Source organism: Streptomyces sp. NPDC056580 (genome assembly GCF_042793175.1).
Lineage (GTDB): Bacteria > Actinomycetota > Actinomycetes > Streptomycetales > Streptomycetaceae > Streptomyces.
This window is the reverse complement of sequence record NZ_JBHTVE010000012.1, coordinates 1-18,161: the sequence shown is the minus strand read 5'-3', so window position 1 is coordinate 18,161 and position 18,161 is coordinate 1. Positions and strand designations below refer to the sequence as shown.

The 18,161-nt window shown below is 73.3% G+C and carries 22 protein-coding genes; 7 read left to right on the top strand and 15 right to left on the bottom strand.

Translation table 11 applies throughout. The features are described from left to right. The first annotated feature begins 4 nt into the window (after positions 1 to 4). Positions 5 to 640 (top strand): TIGR03085 family metal-binding protein, encoded by a 636-nt coding sequence (locus tag ACFQ9Z_RS25905; RefSeq protein ID WP_383023152.1) that lies wholly within the window; start codon positions 5 to 7, stop codon positions 638 to 640. Positions 641 to 701: 61 nt separating this feature from the next. Beyond that, entirely contained in the window at positions 702 to 1,100 is a 399-nt protein-coding gene (locus tag ACFQ9Z_RS25900) for a VOC family protein (protein WP_365296650.1), read from the top strand. Positions 1,101 to 1,104: 4 nt separating this feature from the next. On the opposite strand, the gene ACFQ9Z_RS25895 is transcribed toward ACFQ9Z_RS25900, so the two are convergent. The 10 genes from ACFQ9Z_RS25895 to hisD all read right to left on the bottom strand — a co-directional run bounded on the left by ACFQ9Z_RS25895 (position 1,105) and on the right by hisD (position 8,822). Continuing rightward, positions 1,105 to 2,367 carry an MFS transporter gene (locus tag ACFQ9Z_RS25895; protein WP_383023150.1) on the bottom strand — a complete coding sequence of 421 codons (1,263 nt, stop codon included), beginning with the start codon at positions 2,365 to 2,367 and terminating at the stop codon, positions 1,105 to 1,107. Positions 2,368 to 2,380: 13 nt separating this feature from the next. Then, the gene (locus tag ACFQ9Z_RS25890) at positions 2,381 to 2,968 is read right to left on the bottom strand and encodes a helix-turn-helix domain-containing protein (protein ID WP_383023148.1); all 588 of its coding nucleotides are present in this window, start codon (positions 2,966 to 2,968) and stop codon (positions 2,381 to 2,383) included. A gap of 149 nt (positions 2,969 to 3,117) precedes the next feature. After that, on the bottom strand, positions 3,118 to 3,873 hold the full coding sequence (gene hisF, locus ACFQ9Z_RS25885; protein WP_383023146.1) for an imidazole glycerol phosphate synthase subunit HisF: 756 nt from the start codon (positions 3,871 to 3,873) through the stop codon (positions 3,118 to 3,120). Continuing rightward, positions 3,873 to 4,274 carry a RidA family protein gene (locus ACFQ9Z_RS25880; RefSeq protein ID WP_383023144.1) on the bottom strand — a complete coding sequence of 134 codons (402 nt, stop codon included), beginning with the start codon at positions 4,272 to 4,274 and terminating at the stop codon, positions 3,873 to 3,875. The genes hisF and ACFQ9Z_RS25880 overlap by 1 nt, the downstream gene beginning before the upstream one ends. Then, entirely contained in the window at positions 4,271 to 4,996 is a 726-nt protein-coding gene (priA, locus tag ACFQ9Z_RS25875) for a bifunctional 1-(5-phosphoribosyl)-5-((5-phosphoribosylamino)methylideneamino)imidazole-4-carboxamide isomerase/phosphoribosylanthranilate isomerase PriA (RefSeq protein ID WP_383023142.1), read from the bottom strand. The genes ACFQ9Z_RS25880 and priA overlap by 4 nt, the downstream gene beginning before the upstream one ends. Before the next feature lie 3 nt (positions 4,997 to 4,999). Beyond that, complete coding sequence (hisH, locus tag ACFQ9Z_RS25870; RefSeq protein WP_383023139.1) at positions 5,000 to 5,644, bottom strand: imidazole glycerol phosphate synthase subunit HisH; 645 nt, start codon at positions 5,642 to 5,644, stop codon at positions 5,000 to 5,002. After that, the gene (locus ACFQ9Z_RS25865) at positions 5,635 to 5,799 is read right to left on the bottom strand and encodes a hypothetical protein (RefSeq protein ID WP_174266455.1); all 165 of its coding nucleotides are present in this window, start codon (positions 5,797 to 5,799) and stop codon (positions 5,635 to 5,637) included. The genes hisH and ACFQ9Z_RS25865 overlap by 10 nt, the downstream gene beginning before the upstream one ends. 4 nt (positions 5,800 to 5,803) lie before the next feature. Further along, entirely contained in the window at positions 5,804 to 6,397 is a 594-nt protein-coding gene (gene hisB / locus ACFQ9Z_RS25860) for an imidazoleglycerol-phosphate dehydratase HisB (protein ID WP_143636382.1), read from the bottom strand. Then, entirely contained in the window at positions 6,394 to 7,500 is a 1,107-nt protein-coding gene (locus tag ACFQ9Z_RS25855; RefSeq protein WP_383023136.1) for a histidinol-phosphate transaminase, read from the bottom strand. Before ACFQ9Z_RS25855 ends, hisB begins: the two co-directional genes overlap by 4 nt. Continuing rightward, positions 7,497 to 8,822, bottom strand: coding sequence for a histidinol dehydrogenase (gene hisD / locus ACFQ9Z_RS25850; RefSeq protein ID WP_383023135.1), 1,326 nt, complete (start codon positions 8,820 to 8,822; stop codon positions 7,497 to 7,499). The genes ACFQ9Z_RS25855 and hisD overlap by 4 nt, the downstream gene beginning before the upstream one ends. A gap of 178 nt (positions 8,823 to 9,000) precedes the next feature. Between hisD and ACFQ9Z_RS25845 the strand changes: the two genes are divergently transcribed. From ACFQ9Z_RS25845 to ybaK, 4 genes are all read left to right on the top strand, one after another. Continuing rightward, entirely contained in the window at positions 9,001 to 10,578 is a 1,578-nt protein-coding gene (locus ACFQ9Z_RS25845; protein WP_383023134.1) for an oxidoreductase, read from the top strand. A gap of 151 nt (positions 10,579 to 10,729) precedes the next feature. After that, positions 10,730 to 11,782, top strand: coding sequence for a hypothetical protein (locus ACFQ9Z_RS25840; RefSeq protein ID WP_383023132.1), 1,053 nt, complete (start codon positions 10,730 to 10,732; stop codon positions 11,780 to 11,782). An 11-nt stretch (positions 11,783 to 11,793) separates the two neighbouring features. Next, a complete protein-coding gene (locus ACFQ9Z_RS25835; protein ID WP_383023130.1) occupies positions 11,794 to 12,531 on the top strand; it encodes an LON peptidase substrate-binding domain-containing protein in 738 nt (245 codons plus the stop codon). 28 nt (positions 12,532 to 12,559) lie between these two features. Further along, complete coding sequence (ybaK, locus tag ACFQ9Z_RS25830) at positions 12,560 to 13,060, top strand: Cys-tRNA(Pro) deacylase (protein ID WP_383023128.1); 501 nt, start codon at positions 12,560 to 12,562, stop codon at positions 13,058 to 13,060. Between the two features lie 20 nt (positions 13,061 to 13,080). Here the strand turns inward: ybaK and ACFQ9Z_RS25825 are convergent, their stop codons facing one another. The 4 genes from ACFQ9Z_RS25825 to ACFQ9Z_RS25810 form a co-directional block, all read right to left on the bottom strand. Continuing rightward, complete coding sequence (locus ACFQ9Z_RS25825) at positions 13,081 to 13,713, bottom strand: AAA family ATPase (protein ID WP_383023126.1); 633 nt, start codon at positions 13,711 to 13,713, stop codon at positions 13,081 to 13,083. 34 nt (positions 13,714 to 13,747) lie between these two features. Next, positions 13,748 to 14,569: an ABC transporter permease gene (locus ACFQ9Z_RS25820; protein ID WP_383023124.1), complete on the bottom strand. Its 822-nt coding sequence runs from the start codon at positions 14,567 to 14,569 to the stop codon at positions 13,748 to 13,750. A gap of 88 nt (positions 14,570 to 14,657) precedes the next feature. Further along, on the bottom strand, positions 14,658 to 15,671 hold the full coding sequence (locus ACFQ9Z_RS25815; protein ID WP_383023122.1) for an ABC transporter ATP-binding protein: 1,014 nt from the start codon (positions 15,669 to 15,671) through the stop codon (positions 14,658 to 14,660). Positions 15,672 to 15,729: 58 nt separating this feature from the next. Then, on the bottom strand, positions 15,730 to 16,947 hold the full coding sequence (locus ACFQ9Z_RS25810; protein WP_383023120.1) for an NYN domain-containing protein: 1,218 nt from the start codon (positions 16,945 to 16,947) through the stop codon (positions 15,730 to 15,732). Between the two features lie 225 nt (positions 16,948 to 17,172). Between ACFQ9Z_RS25810 and ACFQ9Z_RS25805 the strand changes: the two genes are divergently transcribed. Then, complete coding sequence (locus ACFQ9Z_RS25805) at positions 17,173 to 17,352, top strand: hypothetical protein (RefSeq protein ID WP_383023118.1); 180 nt, start codon at positions 17,173 to 17,175, stop codon at positions 17,350 to 17,352. Between the two features lie 122 nt (positions 17,353 to 17,474). Here the strand turns inward: ACFQ9Z_RS25805 and ACFQ9Z_RS25800 are convergent. Next, positions 17,475 to 18,161: OB-fold nucleic acid binding domain-containing protein (locus ACFQ9Z_RS25800; protein WP_383023116.1), on the bottom strand; the 687-nt coding region annotated here is incomplete at its 5' end.

The window sequence follows — 18,161 nt, the reverse complement described above, 5'->3', positions numbered from 1 at the left end:
CTCCATGTCGACCTTCGCCAAGCGTGAACGGCTCCTGCTCGCCGACCTCTTGGAAACCGTCGGGCCTGACGCCCCGACCCTCTGCGAGGGCTGGCGGGCCCGTGACCTGGCGGCGCACGTGGTGGTGCGCGAGCGCCGGCCGGACGCGGCGGGAGGCGCGCTGATCAAGCCGCTGGCCTCGCGTCTGGAGAAGGTGCTGGCCGAGTACGCGGGGAAGCCGTACGAGGAGCTGATCCAGCTCATCCGGACCGGGCCGCCGCGCTTTTCGCCGTTCCAGCTCAAGCAGGTGGACGAGGCCGCCAACACGGTCGAGTTCTACGTGCACACCGAGGACGTCCGCCGGGCCCAGCCGGACTGGAGCCCGCGTGAGCTGGACGGGGTGTTCCAGGACGCGCTGTGGTCGCGTCTGGAGCGCACCGCCCGGCTGCTGGGCCGGGGCGTGCCGACCGGTCTGGTGCTGCGCCGCCCGGACGGCCAGACGGCGGTGGCGCACCGGGGAACGCCGGTGGTGACGGTGACCGGTGAGCCGTCGGAGCTGCTGATGTTCGCCTTCGGGCGGCAGAGCGCGGCGAAGGTGGAGCTGGACGGCGAGGAGAACGCGATCGCCACGCTGCACGAGTCGAAGCAGCTCGGGTTCTGAGCCGGGCGCTTCGAGAACGGGTCCCGCGGATCCGCGGGCCCCGGCCTCCGGGAGGCGTCTCATGATCAAGGTCGCGATGACCAGCGTGTTCGTGGACGACGTGGCACGGGCGCACGCCTTCTACACGGAGGTCCTCGGGTTCGAGACCCGGCTGCACATGGACCTGGGCGACGGCACGCCGTTCGTCACGGTCGGGGCGCCCGGCGGGGCCCAGCCGGACCTCCAGTTGCTGCTGGAGCCCGGGCAGGGCCCGATCGCGGAGCCGTACCGCACGGCGCTGTACGAGGCGGGGATCCCGTGCATCGTCTTCTCCGTGGACGACCTGCCGGCGGAGTACGAGCGGATGCGCGGGCTGGGTGTGCGGTTCCCGCATCCTCCGCGGGAGCAGGGCCCGGTGCTCGCGGCGGTGCTCGACGACTCGGTCGGCAACCTGGTGCAGCTCACCCAGCCGAGGGTGTGAGCGTTCAGCGGGGGAGCTCGGCGCCGCGCAGCCCGGGGACGCACAGGGCGACGACCCCGCCGAGTCCGCAGACCGCCGCGCTGGTCACGAAGACCGGGCCGAGCCCGAAGGCCCCGACGGCGGCGGCCGCGAACGGCATGCTCAGCGGGGCGAGGCCCAGGCTGACCAGGCTGGCCACGGCGGTGACCCGGCCGAGGTAGGCGGGGTCGGCGAGGGTCTGGAGCATGGCTCCGCACAGCACCCCGCTGAGCCCGGCGAGCAGCCCGATGAGCAGGGCGACGCCGACGGCCCCGACGAGCTGGGGGACGTAGGCCAGGGCGCCGATGGCGACCGAGCCGGCGAGGATCGCCCAGGCGGCGACCAACCCGGCGCGCGGCACCCGGCCCCGCACGGCGAGCAGCAGGGAGGCGGCGCCCGCTCCGGCGCCGAACCCGGCGAGCACCCAGCCCATGCCGGCGGCGCCCCAGCCGCGCCGGTCGGCGAGCAGGGTCAGGCCTACGTTGAGCGGGCCCACGAAGCCGAAGTCGCCGAGGGCGATGGCGAGCATGAGCGGGGCGAGCACGCGGTGCCGGCGGATGTAGCGCAGGCCGCCGACCAGGTCGGCCCACGCCGTGGAGCGGGGGGCGCCGGCCGTGCCGGCCTCGTCGCCGCCGGGCAGCGGCCGCAGGCGTACGGAGATCAGCAGCGGTACGGAGACGGCGATCAGCAGTCCGGCGAGGGCGAAGGCGGCCGGTGCGCCGCCCAGGGCCACGCCCAGTCCGCCGAGCGGGGCGCCGGCCACGCCGGCGCAGCGGATGGCCAGGCCCCGCATGCCCTGCACGCGGGCGAGCTGCCCCTTACCGGTGATCCTGGCCGGGAGGGCGCCCACCGCGGGCATGAACACGGCGTCGACGGTGCCGAAGAGCAGGGCCAGCAGGGCGAGCGGCCACAGTCCGGGGCCGGTGAGGAGCAGCAGGGCGGCCACCGCCAGGACGGCGGCGCAGCGCACGGTGTCGCTGCCGATGACGACGCGGCGCGGCCCGAGCCGGTCGGCGAGCACTCCCCCGCCGAGCATCAGCACGGCTCTCGGCAGCGCGCTGACGGACATGACGACACCGGCCTGCGCGGGGGTGCCCGCCTGGACCGCGGCCCAGGACAGGGCGATGTAGTAGACGTTGTCGCCGAGCATGGAGGCGGTGTAGGCACCGAGCCAGCGCAGCACGTTGGGATCGCGGTGGGCGGTGCGGTCCTCGGCGACGGGGGCCGGGGGTGTCAGGGTGTCGGTCACGGCGGGGCCCTTCTCAGACGCGGAACGGGAATCCGTACACGTGCAGCGCGACGTGCTCGCGCCCTTCGGTGTCGCCGGCGGCTTCGGCGGACCGGCCCCGCTCGTCGTACCTGCGGATCAGCGCCAGCAGTTCGTCCTGGAGTTCGCGCATCTCGGGCGCGGTGAGGCGGAGCAGGGACTCGCTGTCGGCCGCGGCCGCGTTCCACTCGGCGCTCCACGTCGGGCGCTCGTCGAGGTAGCGGCGGTAGAGGTCGGTGCGCTGGTCGTGGAAGAGGCGGGTGGCCGCCAGGTGCGCGGCCGCCTTCTCGGGTGCGTCACGGAAGTCCCGGTCGCGGATGCTCACGCCCTCGGAGGAGGGCTGCCACCAGCGTTCGCGGCCGTCCGCGCTCTGCGGCGCGGCCTGTTCGATCAGCCCGTGCTCGGCGAGCTTGCGCAGGTGGTAGCTGACCAGTGAGACGGCCTCGTCGACCTGGTCGGCGAGGTGCGAGGCGGTCGCCTTGTCGGCGACGCACAGGGCTCGGTACAGCTTCATCCGCAGCGGATGGGCCAGCGCCTTGAGCGTGCCCACGTCCGTGATGGGACGGCTCCCCTTGGCTTTCATGTGCATGACCCTAGATGTGAAGGGAAAATTGCACAATGAATGTTGCGCAACTTTCCTTTCGCGTCTGTCCGCGGGGAGGGGCAGGCGCATGAGGGAGCCCCGGCCGCCTCGACAGGCGACCGGGGCTCCCTCAGGGCCTCGGGCGGACGTCACCGCACGGGGTGGCCCGCTTCCCGCAGGGTCTGCTTGACCTCGCCGATGCGCAGGTCGCCGAAGTGGAAGACGGAGGCGGCCAGGACCGCGTCCGCGCCCGCGCCGACGGCCGGCGGGAAGTCCGCCAGCCGGCCCGCGCCGCCGGAGGCGATCAGCGGGACGGTGACGTGCTTGCGGACGGCAGCGATCATCTCCAGGTCGTAGCCGTCCTTGGTGCCGTCGGCGTCCATGGAGTTGAGCAGGATCTCCCCGGCACCGAGTTCGGCGGCGCGGTGGGCCCACTCGACGGCGTCGATGCCAGTGCCCCTGCGGCCGCCGTGGGTCGTCACCTCGAAGCCGCCGCCGCCGGTGCGGCGCGCGTCCACCGACAGCACCAGCACCTGCCGGCCGAACCGCTCCGCGATCTCCCGGATCAGGTCGGGGCGGGCGATGGCCGCGGTGTTCACGCCCACCTTGTCGGCGCCGGCCCGCAGCAGCCGGTCCACGTCCTCGGCGGTGCGCACGCCGCCGCCGACCGTCAGCGGGATGAACACCTGCTCGGCGGTGCGGCGCACCACGTCGTACGTGGTCTCGCGGTCGCCCGAGGACGCGGTGATGTCCAGGAACGTCAGCTCGTCGGCGCCCTCGGCGTCGTACACCTTGGCCATCTCGACGGGGTCGCCCGCGTCGCGCAGGTTCTGGAAGTTGACGCCCTTGACGACCCGGCCGTTGTCCACGTCCAGGCAGGGGATGACTCGGACCGCCAGGGTCATCAGGTCACGGCTCCTCTGAATGCTTCTAGTTCCACTTCGACCAGGATGCGCGGGTCGACGAAGCCCTCCACGACCAGCAGGGTCGCGGCGGGGCGCACGGAGTCGAAGATCTCCTTGTGGGCGCGGCCCACGGCGTCCACGTCCCGCACATGGGTCAGGTACATCCGCGTGCGCAGCACGGACGCGATGCCGAGGCCGAACTCGCCGATCGCCTCCAGGGCGCCGGTGAAGGCCACCTTGGCCTGCTCGTAGGGGTCGCCCTCCCCGTACAGCACATCGCCGCGGAAGGACGTCGTGCCGGCCACCAGCACCCGGTCGCCGGCCGCGACGGCGCGCGCGAATCCGAAACTCTCTTCCCAGGGACTTCCGCTCTGCACGCGCCGCACGGCTTCGGACGTCATGACGACACAGCCTCCAAGGCCTCTTCCAGGGTGAACGCCTTCGCGTACAGGGCCTTCCCGACGATGGAGCCCTCGACACCGAGGGGTACCAGCTCGGCGATGGCGCGCAGGTCGTCCAGGGACGACACGCCGCCGGACGCCACGACCGGGCGGTCCGTCGCCGCGCACACGTTCTTCAGCAGCTCCAGGTTCGGGCCCTGCAGGGTGCCGTCCTTGGCGATGTCGGTGACGACGTAGCGGGCGCAGCCCTCCTTGTCGAGGCGCGCCAGCGTCTCGTAGAGGTCGCCGCCGTCGCGGGTCCAGCCGCGGCCGCGCAGGGTCGTGCCGCGCACGTCCAGACCGACCGCGATCTTGTCGCCGTGCTCGGCGATGACCTTGGCGACCCACTCCGGGGTCTCCAGCGCGGCGGTGCCGAGGTTCACGCGGGTGCAGCCGGTGGCGAGGGCCGCGGCGAGGGTGTCGTCGTCGCGGATGCCGCCGGACAGCTCCACCTTGATGTCCATGGCCTTCGCGACCTCGGCGATCAGCCCACGGTTGTCGCCGGTGCCGAAGGCGGCGTCCAGGTCGACCAGGTGCAGCCACTCGGCGCCCGAGCGCTGCCAGGCGAGTGCGGCCTCCAGCGGGGAGCCGTAGGAGGTCTCGGTCCCGGACTCGCCGTGCACGAGGCGCACGGCCTGGCCGTCGCGGACGTCGACGGCGGGGAGGAGTTCGAGCTTGGCCATGGTCTACAGGGTTCCGATCCAGTTGGTGAGGAGCTGGGCTCCGGCGTCGCCGGACTTCTCGGGGTGGAACTGGGTGGCCCACAGGGCGCCGTTCTCCACGGCCGCCACGAAGGGCCTGCCGTGCGTGGACCAGGTGACCCTGGGGGCCGTGATCACCGGGTTGGTCGTCTCCAGCGTCCAGTCGTGGACGGCGTAGGAGTGCACGAAGTAGAAGCGGGCGTCGGCGTCGAGGCCGGCGAACAGCTCGGACCCCTCCGGGGCGTCGACGGTGTTCCAGCCCATGTGCGGCACGACGTCGGCCTCGAGCGGGGCCACGGTGCCGGGCCACTCGTCCAGGCCCTCCGCCTCGACGCCGTGCTCGATGCCGCGCGCGAAGAGGATCTGCATGCCGACGCAGATGCCCATCACCGGCCGCCCGCCGGACAGCCGGCGGTCGACGACCCAGTCGCCGCGGGCCGCGCGCAGGCCCTGCATGCAGGCGGCGAACGCGCCGACGCCCGGTACCAGCAGGCCGTCGGCGTTCATGGCTCTGTCGAAGTCACGGGTGATCTCGACGTCGGCCCCCACGCGCGCGAGGGCGCGCTCGGCGGAGCGTACGTTGCCGAAGCCGTAGTCGAAGACGACGACCTTCTTGGCGCTCAATTCCACACCTCCAGCCGCATGACGCCGGCGACCAGGCACATCGCGGCGCCGATCGAGAGCAGCACGATGAGGCTGGTGGGCATCTTCTGCTTGACGAAGGAGACGATGCCGCCGACCAGGAAGAGGCCGACGACGATCAGGACGGTGGACAGACCGTTCATGGGGTTACAGCGCGCCCTTCGTCGAGGGGAGGATGCCGGCCGCGCGCGGGTCGCGCTCGGAGGCGTAGCGCAGCGCCCGGGCGAGCGCCTTGAACTGGCACTCCACGATGTGGTGCGCGTTGCGCCCGTAGGGCACGTGCACGTGCAGGGCGACCTGTGCCTGGGCGACGAAGGACTCCAGGATGTGCCGGGTCATCGTGGTGTCGTACTCGCCGATCATCGGCGCCATGTTCTCGGGCTCGGTGTGCACGAGGTACGGGCGGCCGGAGAGGTCGACGGTGACCTGGGCGAGGGACTCGTCCAGCGGGACCGTGCAGTTGCCGAAGCGGTAGATGCCCACCTTGTCGCCGAGGGCCTGCCTGAAGGCGGCGCCGAGTGCGAGGGCGGTGTCCTCGATGGTGTGGTGGGAGTCGATGTGCAGGTCGCCGTCGGTCTTCACGGTCAGGTCGAACAGACCGTGCCGGCCGAGCTGGTCGAGCATGTGGTCGTAGAAGCCGACGCCGGTGGCGATGTCGGTCCGGCCGGTGCCGTCGAGGTCGATCTCGACCAGCACCGAGGTCTCCTTGGTGGTGCGCTCCACGCGTCCAACGCGGCTCATGACTCAAGCTCCTTCTGCAACTCACGGACCGCGTCGAGGAACGCGTCGTTCTCCTGCGGGGTTCCGGCGGACACCCGCAGCCACCCCGGCACACCGTTGTCCCGGACCAGCACGCCCCGGTCGAGGATCTTCCGCCAGGCGTCGTGGGCGCTGTCGAACCGGCCGAACTGCACGAAGTTCGCGTCTGACTCGACCACCTCGTAGCCGATCGCGCGCAGTTCGGCGACCAGCCGGTCCCGCTCGGACTTGAGCTGCTCGACGTAGCCCAGCAGCGTGTCGGTGTGCTCCAGGGCGGCCAGGGCGGTCGCCTGCGTGATCGCCGAGAGGTGGTACGGCAGCCGGACGAGCTGTACGGCGTCCACGACCGCCGGGTCGGCGGCCAGGTAGCCGAGGCGGAGTCCCGCCGCGCCGAACGCCTTCGACATGGTGCGCGAGATCACCAGGTTGGGCCGGCCCGCCAGCAGCGGCAGCAGCGACCGGCCGTGGCTGAACTCGATGTAGGCCTCGTCCACGACCACCATGGACGGCCTGGCCGCCTGGGCCGCCTCGTACAGCGCGAGGACCGTCTCGGGCGGCACGGCGTTGCCGGTGGGGTTGTTGGGGGTGGTGACGAAGACGACGTCGGGCCGGTGCTCGGCGATGGCGCGCCGGGCGGCGGCCAGGTCGATGCTGAAGTCCTCGGTCCGGGGCCCGGAGATCCAGCCGGTGCCCGTGCCGCGCGCGATGAGCGCGTGCATCGAGTACGACGGCTCGAAGCCGATGGCCGTGCGGCCCGGCCCGCCGAAGGTCTGCAGCAGTTGCTGGATGACCTCGTTGGAGCCGTTGGCCGCCCAGACGTTCTCCACGCCGAGCGGGTGGTTCCCGGTGTCCGTCAGGTACTTGGCCAGCTCGGTGCGGAGCTGGACCGCGTCCCGGTCGGGGTAGCGGTTCAGGTTCCGGGCGGCCTCGCGCACCCGCTCCGCGATCCGCTCGACCAGCGGCTCGGGCAGCGGGTAGGGGTTCTCGTTGGTGTTCAGCCGCACGGGGACGTCCAGCTGGGGCGCGCCGTAGGGGGACTTGCCGCGCAGCTCGTCCCGTACGGGCAGATCGTCGATGCCGGTCACTTGCTCGTCGGTACCTTCCAGCCGAACCGTGCCTTGATCGCCGCGCCGTGCGCGGGCAGGTCCTCCGCCTCCGCCAGCGTGACCACGTGGTGCGCGACCTCGGCCAGCGCGTCCTTGGTGTAGTCGACGATGTGGATGCCGCGCAGGAAGGACTGGACCGACAGGCCCGAGGAGTGGCAGGCGCAGCCGCCGGTGGGCAGGACGTGGTTGGACCCGGCCGCGTAGTCGCCGAGGGAGACGGGCGCCCAGGGGCCGATGAAGATCGCGCCGGCGTTCCTCACCCGGCCGGCGACCGCGGCGGCGTCGGCGGTCTGGATCTCCAGGTGCTCGGCGCCGTACGCGTCGACCACCCGCAGGCCCTCCTCGACGCCGTCCACGAGGACGATCGCGGACTGCTTGCCGGCCAGGGCCGGGCGGATGCGGTCCTCGACGTGCCGGGTGGCCGCCACCTGCGGCTCCAGTTCCTTCTCCACCGCGTCGGCCAGCTCGGTGGAGTCGGTGACCAGCACGGCCGCCGCGAGCGGGTCGTGCTCGGCCTGGCTGATCAGGTCCGAGGCGACGTGCACCGGATCGGCCGTGTCGTCCGCGAGGATCGCGATCTCGGTCGGGCCGGCCTCGGCGTCGATGCCGATCTTCCCGGTGAAGTAGCGCTTGGCCGCGGCCACCCAGATGTTGCCGGGGCCGGTGACCATGTTGGCGGGCGGGCAGGACTCGGTGCCGTACGCGAACATCGCGACGGCCGTGGCGCCGCCGGCCGCGTAGACCTCGTCCACTCCGAGCAGCGCGCAGGCGGCGAGGATCGTCGGGTGCGGCAGTCCGCCGAACTCGGCCTGCGCCGGGGAGGCGAGCGCGATCGACTCGACTCCGGCCTCCTGCGCCGGGACCACGTTCATGATCACGGACGAGGGGTAGACGGACCGGCCGCCGGGGGCGTACAGCCCGACGCGCTCGACCGGCACCCACTTCTCGGTCACGGAGCCGCCGGGCACGACCTGGGTGGTGTGCGTCGAGCGGCGCTGCGCGCGGTGGACCAGGCGGGCCCGGCGGACGGACTCCTCCAGGGCGGCGCGCACCGCCGGGTCGAGGGCCTCCAGCGCCTCGGTGAGCGCCTCGGCCGGGACACGGACGGATTCCAGCCGTACTCCGTCGAACTTCTCGGCGAAGTCGATCAGCGCCGCGTCGCCACGATGATGCACGGCCTCGCAGATCGGACGCACCTTCTCCAGGGCGGCCTGAACGTCGAAGTCGGCTCGGGGCAGCAGGTCGCGCAGGGCGGGGCCCTCGGGGAGGGCGTCGCCGCGCAGATCGATTCGGGAGATCACGGACTCAATTCTCTCAGACCCGCACCGGGACCCGTCCGCGCGTATCAATGGCTGATACAGAACGTGGCCGGAACCTGGAAGATCACCTTCACCATTAGTGTGCCGGGCGTCACTCAGCGGGCATGAACGGGTGTACGAGCAGGCGGCGTGTGGATGGGCGAGGAAGAAGGAAAGAGCGGTGACCGAGGGGGCCGGCGGTGACGCCGGAGATCTGCCGGAGGGCCTGAGCGCGGCCGAGGCCGGCATGTGGCAGGCCTTCCGCAACGGCAGCGGGTACGACCTGAGCAGCGGTGACGCGGCGGTGGACGATCCGCACGGCGGGCACCCCTGGGGCCCCGAGCGGAGCGTCCGGGCGCGCGTCGTGTGCTGGCTGCTGCTGGACGGGCCGCCCGCGCTCGCGGGACGGGTGTCCGCGCTGAAGCTGGCCGGGATGCGGATCACCGGCACGCTGGACCTGGCGGGCGGCACGGTCACGCCGTACGTGGAGATGCGCGGCTGCCGGTTCGACGACCAGGTCCTGCTGCCCGAGGCGCGCTTCACCACCGTGCGCCTGGTGGACTGCGCGATGCCCCGGCTGGAGGCGGCCCGGGTCACCACCGAGGGCGATCTGCACCTGCCGCGCTGCCGCTTCCGGAACGGGGTGCGGCTGACCGACGCGCACATCGGCACGGACCTGCTGCTGAACCAGGCGGTGGTGTACCAGGACCGCAGCGGGCGTTCGATCGCCGCCGACGGCATGAGCGTCGGCCAGGACCTGCAGGCGGAACTGCTGGAGTCGTACGGCGAGCTGAGCCTGCGCGGCGCCCAGGTCGGAGGTTCGCTGAGCCTGCGGGGGGCGAAACTGGCCAATCCGTACGCGCGGCTCGCTCTGAACGCCCCCCAGCTCACGGTGGAGCGCACCCTGTACCTGACCCCGGCGGGCGTGGGCAGTCCGCTGCTGAGCGGGACGACCCCGGCGCGCGGGACGCGGATCCAGCGCTTCGAGTGCCAGGGCGGGGTGCGACTGGACGACGGCCGGTTCGGGGACGCCGTGGACCTGGAGCGGGCCCGGTTCGTCCTCACCGACGACCAGGACCTGTCGCTGCGCCGGGTGCAGACGCCGGAGCTGCGGTTCCTGGGCGACCGGCCGCAGCGCGGGCAGGTGAAGCTGTCCGGCGCGCGGGTCGTCAACCTGGTGGACCGCGCGGGGAGCTGGCCGGGCCCGGGCAGCCTGCACATGGGCGGCTTCACCTACGAGAACCTGGTCCCACGCGGCCCGTTCCCGCTGACCCGGCGGCTCGACTGGGTCGCGGCGGCCACCGCCGAGTACAACCCGGAGCCGTACGAGCGGCTGGCCGCGGTGCTGCGCGCCGCCGGGGAGGACGAGGACGCCCGCGAGGTGCTGCTCGCCAAGCAGCGCCGGCGTCGCGAGACGCTGCCGCCGGCCGGCAAGGTCTGGGGCGTCGTGCAGGACTGGGCCGTGGCCTACGGCTACCGGCCGGGCCGGGCGGCGGTGTGGATGGCGGTGCTGTGGGCGGCGGGCACGCTCGCCTTCGCGCACGCCGGGCATCCGCCGGTGGACTCCGGCGAGCACCCGTACTGGAGTCCCGCCCTGTTCACCCTGGACCTGCTGCTGCCGGTGATCGACCTGGGCCAGGTCGGCCAGTGGCAGTTGCGCGGCGGCTGGCAGTGGCTGGCCGCGGCGATGATCATCATGGGCTGGATACTCGCGACCACCGTGGCCGCGGGAGCGACCCGGCTGCTGCGGCGGAACTGAGGCGCACGGGGAAGGGCGCACGGGAAGGGCGCCCGCCGACAGGCCCACACAATGGTTGAAGGGTCACCCTTTGCCCGTCCTTGACTCTATGTCGTACAACCTTTCCCGACTTGGCGGGACCCTCTGGCGCTCTTCCGACCTGGGTCTTTCAATGGTCGACACCATGGCTCTGCTGCCGGCGTTCCTCCGCCCCACCCGGACGACACGACGGGCCTCGCACCTCGCCGCCCCGCCCCAGGGCGGCTTCGAGGCCGTCCTCGACGCGCCCGACGACCGCCTCTCGCCCGCGCTGGTCGCGGCCGCGCGGGGGGAGTACGGCGCCGCCTCCGCCCTGCTCGCCGCCACGCGCGGGGCCGGCCAGTGGGAGGACCGCGACCGCTACGCGAGGCGGCTCGCGGCATTCGCCCGCTCCCGCCCCGAGTGGTTCGAGGCCTGGCGCGCGGCCGCCCCCGGCGACCCCGGCACCGCTCTGGTGGCCGCTCAGCTCGCGGTGGACCGCGCCTGGCCGTCGCCGGCCCGCGCCGAGCTGCTGCGCGAGGTGAGTCCGCTGATCACGGCCGCCGCCCGGGCCGACGACAGCGACCCGGTGCCGTGGCGGATCGCGCTCGACCACGCCCGCGGCTCCCGGGCCGGCCACCGGTACTTCGAGGAGCTGTGGGAGGCCGCGGTCCGGCGGGCCCCGCACCACTACGGCTGCCACGTGGCCGCGCTGCGGTACCTGGGGACCTTCTGGCACGGCTCGCACCGCGAGTGCTTCGACTTCGCCGACCTGGCCGCGCAGGACGCCCCGGCCGGCTCGCTGGTGCAGGCCCTGCCGGCCCGTGCGGCCTTCGGCTACCTGACCGACGACTGCGGCCCCGAGGTGCCGCGCGAGCGGCTGGACGCGGCCGCCGACCGGGCGGTGGCGCTCTCCGCCCGCTTCCCCGCGGCCGCCCCGTGGCCCGCCGAGATGCGCAACAAGCTGCTGTACCTCCTGGTCCGGCTGGGCCGGTGGGAGGACGCGCGCGCCGAGCTGGACCTGATCGGCCCGTACGCCACCTCGTTCCCCTGGGAGCGGTTCTCCGACGACCCGCTCGGCCAGTTCCTGCGGCTGCGCGAAGGGCTCCTCGGGGCCGCTCCCCCGGCCGCCCTCTCCGGGCTGGTGAGGGTCGCGCAACGGCCGCCGGACGGGCACCGTGGCCGGGCGGCCGCCGCCGACCATTAGGCTGGGTCGCCGTGACCACCGTCCGCCTGCCCCTGTTCCCGCTGAACTCGGTACTGTTCCCGGGGCTCGTGCTGCCCCTGAACATCTTCGAGGAGCGGTATCGCGCCATGATGCGCGAGCTGCTGAAGACCCCCGAGGACGAACCGCGCCGGTTCGCCGCGGTGGCGATCCGCGACGGCCACGAGGTGGCGCCGAGCGCCCCGGGCATGCCGGATCCGACGGCACAGCCCGATCGCGGCCCGGCCGCCGGCTTCGGCCCCGACCCCCTCAGGTCCTTCCACGGCGTGGGCTGCGTGGCGGACGCCGCCACCATCCGCGAGCGCGACAACGGCACGTTCGAGGTGCTGGCGACCGGGACGACCCGGGTGCGGCTGCTCTCCGTGGATGCGTCGGGCCCGTTCCTGACGGCCGAGCTGGAGGAGCTGCCCGAGGAGCCCGGCGACGAGGCCGGCGCGCTGGCCGAGGGCGTGCTGCGCTCGTTCCGCCAGTACCAGAAGCGCCTGGCGGGCGCCCGTGAGCGCTCGCTGGCCGGCACCGAGCTGCCCGACGACCCCTCGGTGGTCTCCTACCTGGTGGCCGCCGCCATGGTGCTGGACACGCCGACGAAGCAGCGGCTGCTGCAGGCGCCGGACACCGCCTCCCGCCTCCGGGACGAGCTGAAACTCCTTCGCTCGGAGGCGGCGATCATCCGTAGTCTGCCGTCCCTGCCCGCGTTCGAGCTGACGCGGACGCCGACCAGCATGAACTGAGCGAACCGAACCGAGACACGGCACCCCGATGGCGAAGAAGTCCAAGAAGCAGCAGTCCGGCGGCACGCCCGCGACCGTGGCGCTGACCGAGGCGGGCGTGGAGCACACCGTCCACGCCTACGACCACGACCCCTCCCACCCCTCCTACGGCGAGGAGGCGGCGGAGGCGATGGGCGTCTCCCCGGACCGGGTCTTCAAGACCCTGGTGGCCGACGTCGACGGCGCCCTCACGGTGGCGGTGGTCCCGGTCTCCGGCACGCTGAACCTGAAGGCGCTGGCCGCGGCGGTGGGCGGCAAGCGGGCGGCCATGGCCGACCCGGCCCTCGCCGAACGCACCACCGGCTACGTCCGGGGCGGCATCTCCCCGCTGGGGCAGCGCAAGAGGCTCCGCACGGTCCTGGACGACTCGGCAGCGGCCCACGGCACCATCTGCGTCTCGGCGGGCCGCAGGGGCCTGGAGGTCGAACTCGCACCGGCGGACCTGGCCGCCCTCACGGAAGCGGTGCTGGCGCCGATCGGGCGGGGCTGAGCGGAGCCGGCCGGGCCGGATCAGGCCGGGTAGGGCTCCTCGGGGTCCCGGGGGCCGAACAGCGCGGTGAGGCCGAGGTGGACCAGCAGGGCGGCCAGCGGCCAGGCCAGCAGCGCGCCCTTCGCCCCGAGGTCCAGCGGCGCCGGGAAGGTCACGCCCTTCCCCACCGCCTTGGCGTGGGCTATGACGTCCGGCTCGGGCCCCAGCCAGACGCCGAGCCGCCACGCCAGCAGAGACGCCAGCAGCCCGCCGACGCCCAGCGCCACCACGAGCGGCACCCCGCCCCGCCGGCGCCACAGGAACACCACGACCGCGCTGACCAGCCCGAAGGCGAGTCCCAGCAGCGTGAACGTGCCGTCCACGCCGATCGCCTGCTCGCCCTCGGTGTCCTTGATGTAGACGACCCAGCTCTTGCCGACATGGTCGGCGATCAGCGGCACGTGCGGCGCCAGCCACCACCACAGCAGCCCGAGCAGCACCCCGCCCAGCGCCACCGCCGCGGTGACCACCGCGGCCTCACGCACTTCCGTCTTCATCCCAGGGCCGTCCTGTTCGTGCATGCCCGCGAACGGCGCCCCGGCAGGCGGGGCCTGCCGGACCTGGTGCGCGGAGTCGTCGTGCGGCGGCGGAGGCGGCGTCAGCGGTGCGGTCACCCTGACATCGTGCCAGGTCGCGCCGTGGGCCGCGTCATCGGACGGCGGCCCTGCGGTACGCCCAGGCCGCCACGGCCAGCGAGACCACTCCGACACCCGCGCACACCCCCAGGTCAGCCAGGACCACGGCCCAGTCGGGGTGTGCCCCGAAGGTGCGCGCGTATGCCTCCACGCCGTAGGTGGAGGGCAGCAGGTCCCGCGCGAGACGGATGATCTCCGGCATCCGGTCGGCGGGCAGCACGCCCAGCAGCAGGGCGGCCGACATGCCGAGCTGACCGAGCAGCGTGGCCAGCTCGGGCCGGGGCGCGAGCAGGCCGCAGGCGGCGCCGAGCCCGGCGAGCGCGGCCCCGGCGAGCGGGATCACGGCCACCAGGACCCACAGGTTGGACAGGGGCAGCCCGAACAGCACGCAGCCGAAGACGGCGGTCACCAGCGTCCCCGGCACGGTGAAGGAGGCGTACGCGCCCGCCGCGCCCAGCACCACCGCGGCCGGCGGCACCGGCAGTGTGGCGTAGTGGTCGAGGCCGCCGCTGGCCCGCAGCTGCCCGAAGTACTGCGACAGCAGGTTCAGCGCGACGTACGCGACGACCAGCACCGAGGACCCGGCCACCACCGACTGCGCCTCGCTGTCGCTGTCCACGACGCCCCGCATCATCACGGCGATGCCGACGGACTGGAAGGTCGCCACGAACAGCAGCGGGATACGGGCCACCCGGGCCCGGGAGAGCTGCGCCCGGTAGACGGCCACCAGCGACGGCCACAGCCGCGCGGGCGGACCCAGCTCGGCCGCGCCCCGCGCCGCCTCCGGAACGGTCCGGGCGCCGCCCGGCACAACCTCCGCGGGTACGACACTCACGACGCGCTGCTCCTCTTCCCTACGGCACTCGCGCACACCTTCCCTACGGCACTCGCGCACACCCGTACGCATTCCGCGGCCCGAGCGCTCACGCCTTCACCAGTCCCTGCCGGGCCGCCCCGCCCAGCGACAGGTACACGTCCTCCAGGCTGGGCGTGGCGAGCGTGAAGTCGTCCAGGGCGGCGAAGGCGGCCCCGCCGGTCACCGTGGCGACGACGGCGCGGGCCTCCTCGGGCGCGAGCCTGAGCGTCCAGCGCCGGCCGGACTCCGCGGCCCGCTCGCGCAGCACGGCGACCTCGGGCACGTCCAGCGGCGCCCGCTCGCGCCACACCAGTTCCACCCGCACCTCGCCGGAGACCTGCTCCTTCAGCCCCGCCGGGGTGTCGCAGGCGATGACCCGGCCCTGGTCCAGGACGGCGACCCGGTCGAGCACGGTCTCCGCCTCGATGACGTTGTGGGTGACCAGCAGCACGGTCGTGCCGCGCTCGGCCCGCCGCCGGTCCACGGCCGCCCACACCGCGCGCCGGGCGACCGGGTCCATGCCGGTGGTCGGCTCGTCGAGGACGAGCAGCGGCCGGTGGCCGATCAGGGCGGCGGCGAAGCAGGCGAGCCGCCGCTGGCCGCCGGAGAGCTTCTTCAGCGCCCGGCCGGCGATCGGCGTGAGGCCGAGCTCGTCCAGCACGGCGTCCCGCTCGGCCCGCGCCTGCCGTACGTCCAGGCCGCGCAGGCGCCCGGTGGTCTCGGCGGCGAGCGCCACGGTCAGCTCGTCCAGTGCGGACGACTCCTGTCCCAGGTAGGCGAGGATCCGCGCGGCCAGCCGGGGGTGCCGGACGATGTCGTGGCCGAGGATCTCGACGCTGCCGGCGTCCGGCCGCAGCAGCCCGGTGAGCTGGCGCACGAGGGTGGACTTGCCGGCGCCGTTGGGGCCGAGCAGCCCGAAGATCTCGCCGCGCCGCACCTCGAGTTCCACCCCGTCGGTGGCCCGCACCTCGGGGGTGCCCGGCGTCCCGCGCCGGCCCTTGACGGGCGGATAGGTCTTGGTGAGCCCGCGCACGCGTACGACCTCGTCGTACCGAAGTGCCTGTGCCGAGCGCGTACTCACAAGGGACGAGACTACGGGGTCGGACGGCTTTACTCGCCCTTGGGGCCGCCGGCGGGGTTCAGTCGGCGGCGGGCGCGTGCTGTTCGGCGGCCGCCGGGACGTCGACCTCGCGCCAGAAGCCCGCCCGGATGGCGTAACGGTCGTGCTCGTCGATCTGGTCGTCCTTGTGGGCGAGCAGGCCGAAGCGGGCGGCGTAGCGCAGCAGCTCGCCGTCGATGCGGTGCGGGATGCGCGGGTACATCGTGGACAGCCGCTGCACGTGGTTGTGGTCGCCGAGCCGGGAGATCCAGCGGCGGGCGAAGACCTGCCCCACCTCGTACGGGTCGCCGCCCACGGTGGTGATGTCCTCCTCCCGGTCCGCCCACCGCTGCTCGGCGGTGGTGAGCTGGGCGAGGGTGGGCATGGAGGCGATCTCGGGCGGCTCGGCGGCCGCTCCCGGCCGGTCCACCCAGCCCTTGTCGGAGGACCATCTCAGGGTGGCGGTCGCCGGGTGCTGCACGGCCTGCGCGCCGGGCGCGCGCAGCGCGGCCAGGTCCTTGGGGGTGGGTACGCCCTTGGGGGCGGCCGACCGCCCCTGGGCGCCGTTCTCGGCGGCGGCCGGCGAGTGGGCGGCCTCCTCGGCGGGGTGCTCGGCGGCCGCGGTGAGCGCGGAGTCCGGCAGCGGCGCGGAGAGGATGGCGGCGATCTCGGGGCGCGGCGCGGGCGGCGGGGCGCAGACGCCGGTCAGTTCCTTCGCGCGGACCGCCTGGATGATCCAGGCCCGGTCCAGCACGCGCCGCTCGTCGGCCTCGGCGACCAGGTCCTCGGACTGGTTGTAGTCGCCGTCGGCGGCCTGGACGGCCCACAGGTGGACGGCGACGCCGTGCTCCTTGGCGGCCATCATCCCGGGCAGCAGATCGCCGTCGCCGGTGACCAGGACGATGTCGGAGCAGGCGCGGTTGCGGGCCAGTTCGGTCAGCTCGGCGTGCATGGCGGCGTCCACGCCCTTCTGCGCCCAGCGCCCGTCGCTGCGGGTCAGGGCGCCCAGCCGGACGGTGACCCGGGGCATCACGCGCAGCCTGCGGTGCTCCGGCTGTGGCACCCGGTCCGGGGCGCCGTCGAACCAGTAGATGCGCAGCAGCGGGCGTTCGGTCTCCGCCTCGGCCCTCTCCCGCAGGGCCTGGATCAGCGCCGCGTGGTCGACGGTGATCCGGGACCGCGAGGGCTCACCGGCGAGGAGGCTGGCGGCGGCGCCCAGCAGGTACCCGGCGTCCACCAGGACGATGCAACGGTCCACGCGACTCACCCTCTTCCCGGGAGGTTTTGCTTCGGACTTCCTTCGAGTCTGCCCGAACGGGCGGGGCTTAACGGCCCGAACTCGATCTTCGGCGTGGCGTTTACGGGGCCCGCTGGCCCACCTCCCTTGTCACACACGGTAATTATCCGACATGCGGTTGATGTCAGCGTATGTGAATCTGATCCCGGCCCTGGCCCCTAGATCCCCCACAGGAGGCAGATCACCATGGCCAAGAACAAGAACCGCAAGCAGGGTGGCCCGCAGAACCGCGCTTCGCAGGCCGAGCACTCGGCGGAACGCGCTCAGCGTCCGGCGACGGAGGAACCGGACTCCTCCATGGCGGGCGTCGCGGGCAGCCCTTCCGATGCCTCGCGCAAGAAGCAGAAGAGCTTCGGCCACAACTAGAAGCGCTTCGGCTACAACTAAAAGGGCATGTGAAGCCCAGGCACGCAGGAGGGGCGCACCCCGTGTGGGTGCGCCCCTTCGTCGGCTTCACGGCGTCGCGGCCCGGCTGCCCGCCGCCGGACTCAGCCGGCCAGGCAGGACGGGCCGAGCAGCACCTTCAGATCACCGAAGAGCGCCGGGTCGGGCTTGACCCGGTGCCGGTCCAGGCGCAGCACGGTGGTCTTGCGCGGGCCCTGGAGCTTGATCCTCACCTCGCTGTCGCCCTTGTGGTGGCTGAGGATCTCGCCGAGCCGGCTGACCATCGGCGGGGTGACCCTGGTGGCCGGGATGGTGAGGACCACCGGCGCGTTGGCGCCCGCGTTGGACAGGTCCGGGATCATCAGCTCCATGGCGACGAGCCGGGGCACGTCCTCACGTTTGTCGAGGCGGCCCTTGACGAACACCACGGCGTCCTCGACCAGTTGCGTCGAGACCAGTTGGTAGGTGGCCGGGAAGAACATGCACTCGATGGAACCCGCCAGGTCCTCCACCGTGGCGATCGCCCAGGCGTTGCCCTGCTTGGTCATCTTGCGCTGCAGGCCCGAGATGATGCCGCCGATGGTGACGACCGCGCCGTCGGCGTGCTCACCGCCGGTGAGCTGGGAGATACCCGCGTCGGCCTTGTCGGAGAGCACGTGCTCCAGGCCGAAGAGCGGGTGGTCGGAGACGTAGAGACCGAGCATCTCCCGCTCCTGGGCGAGCAGATAGGTCTTGTCCCACTCGTCCTCGGCGAACTGCACGTCGAGTCCGAAGCCGGGCTCGCTGCTGGT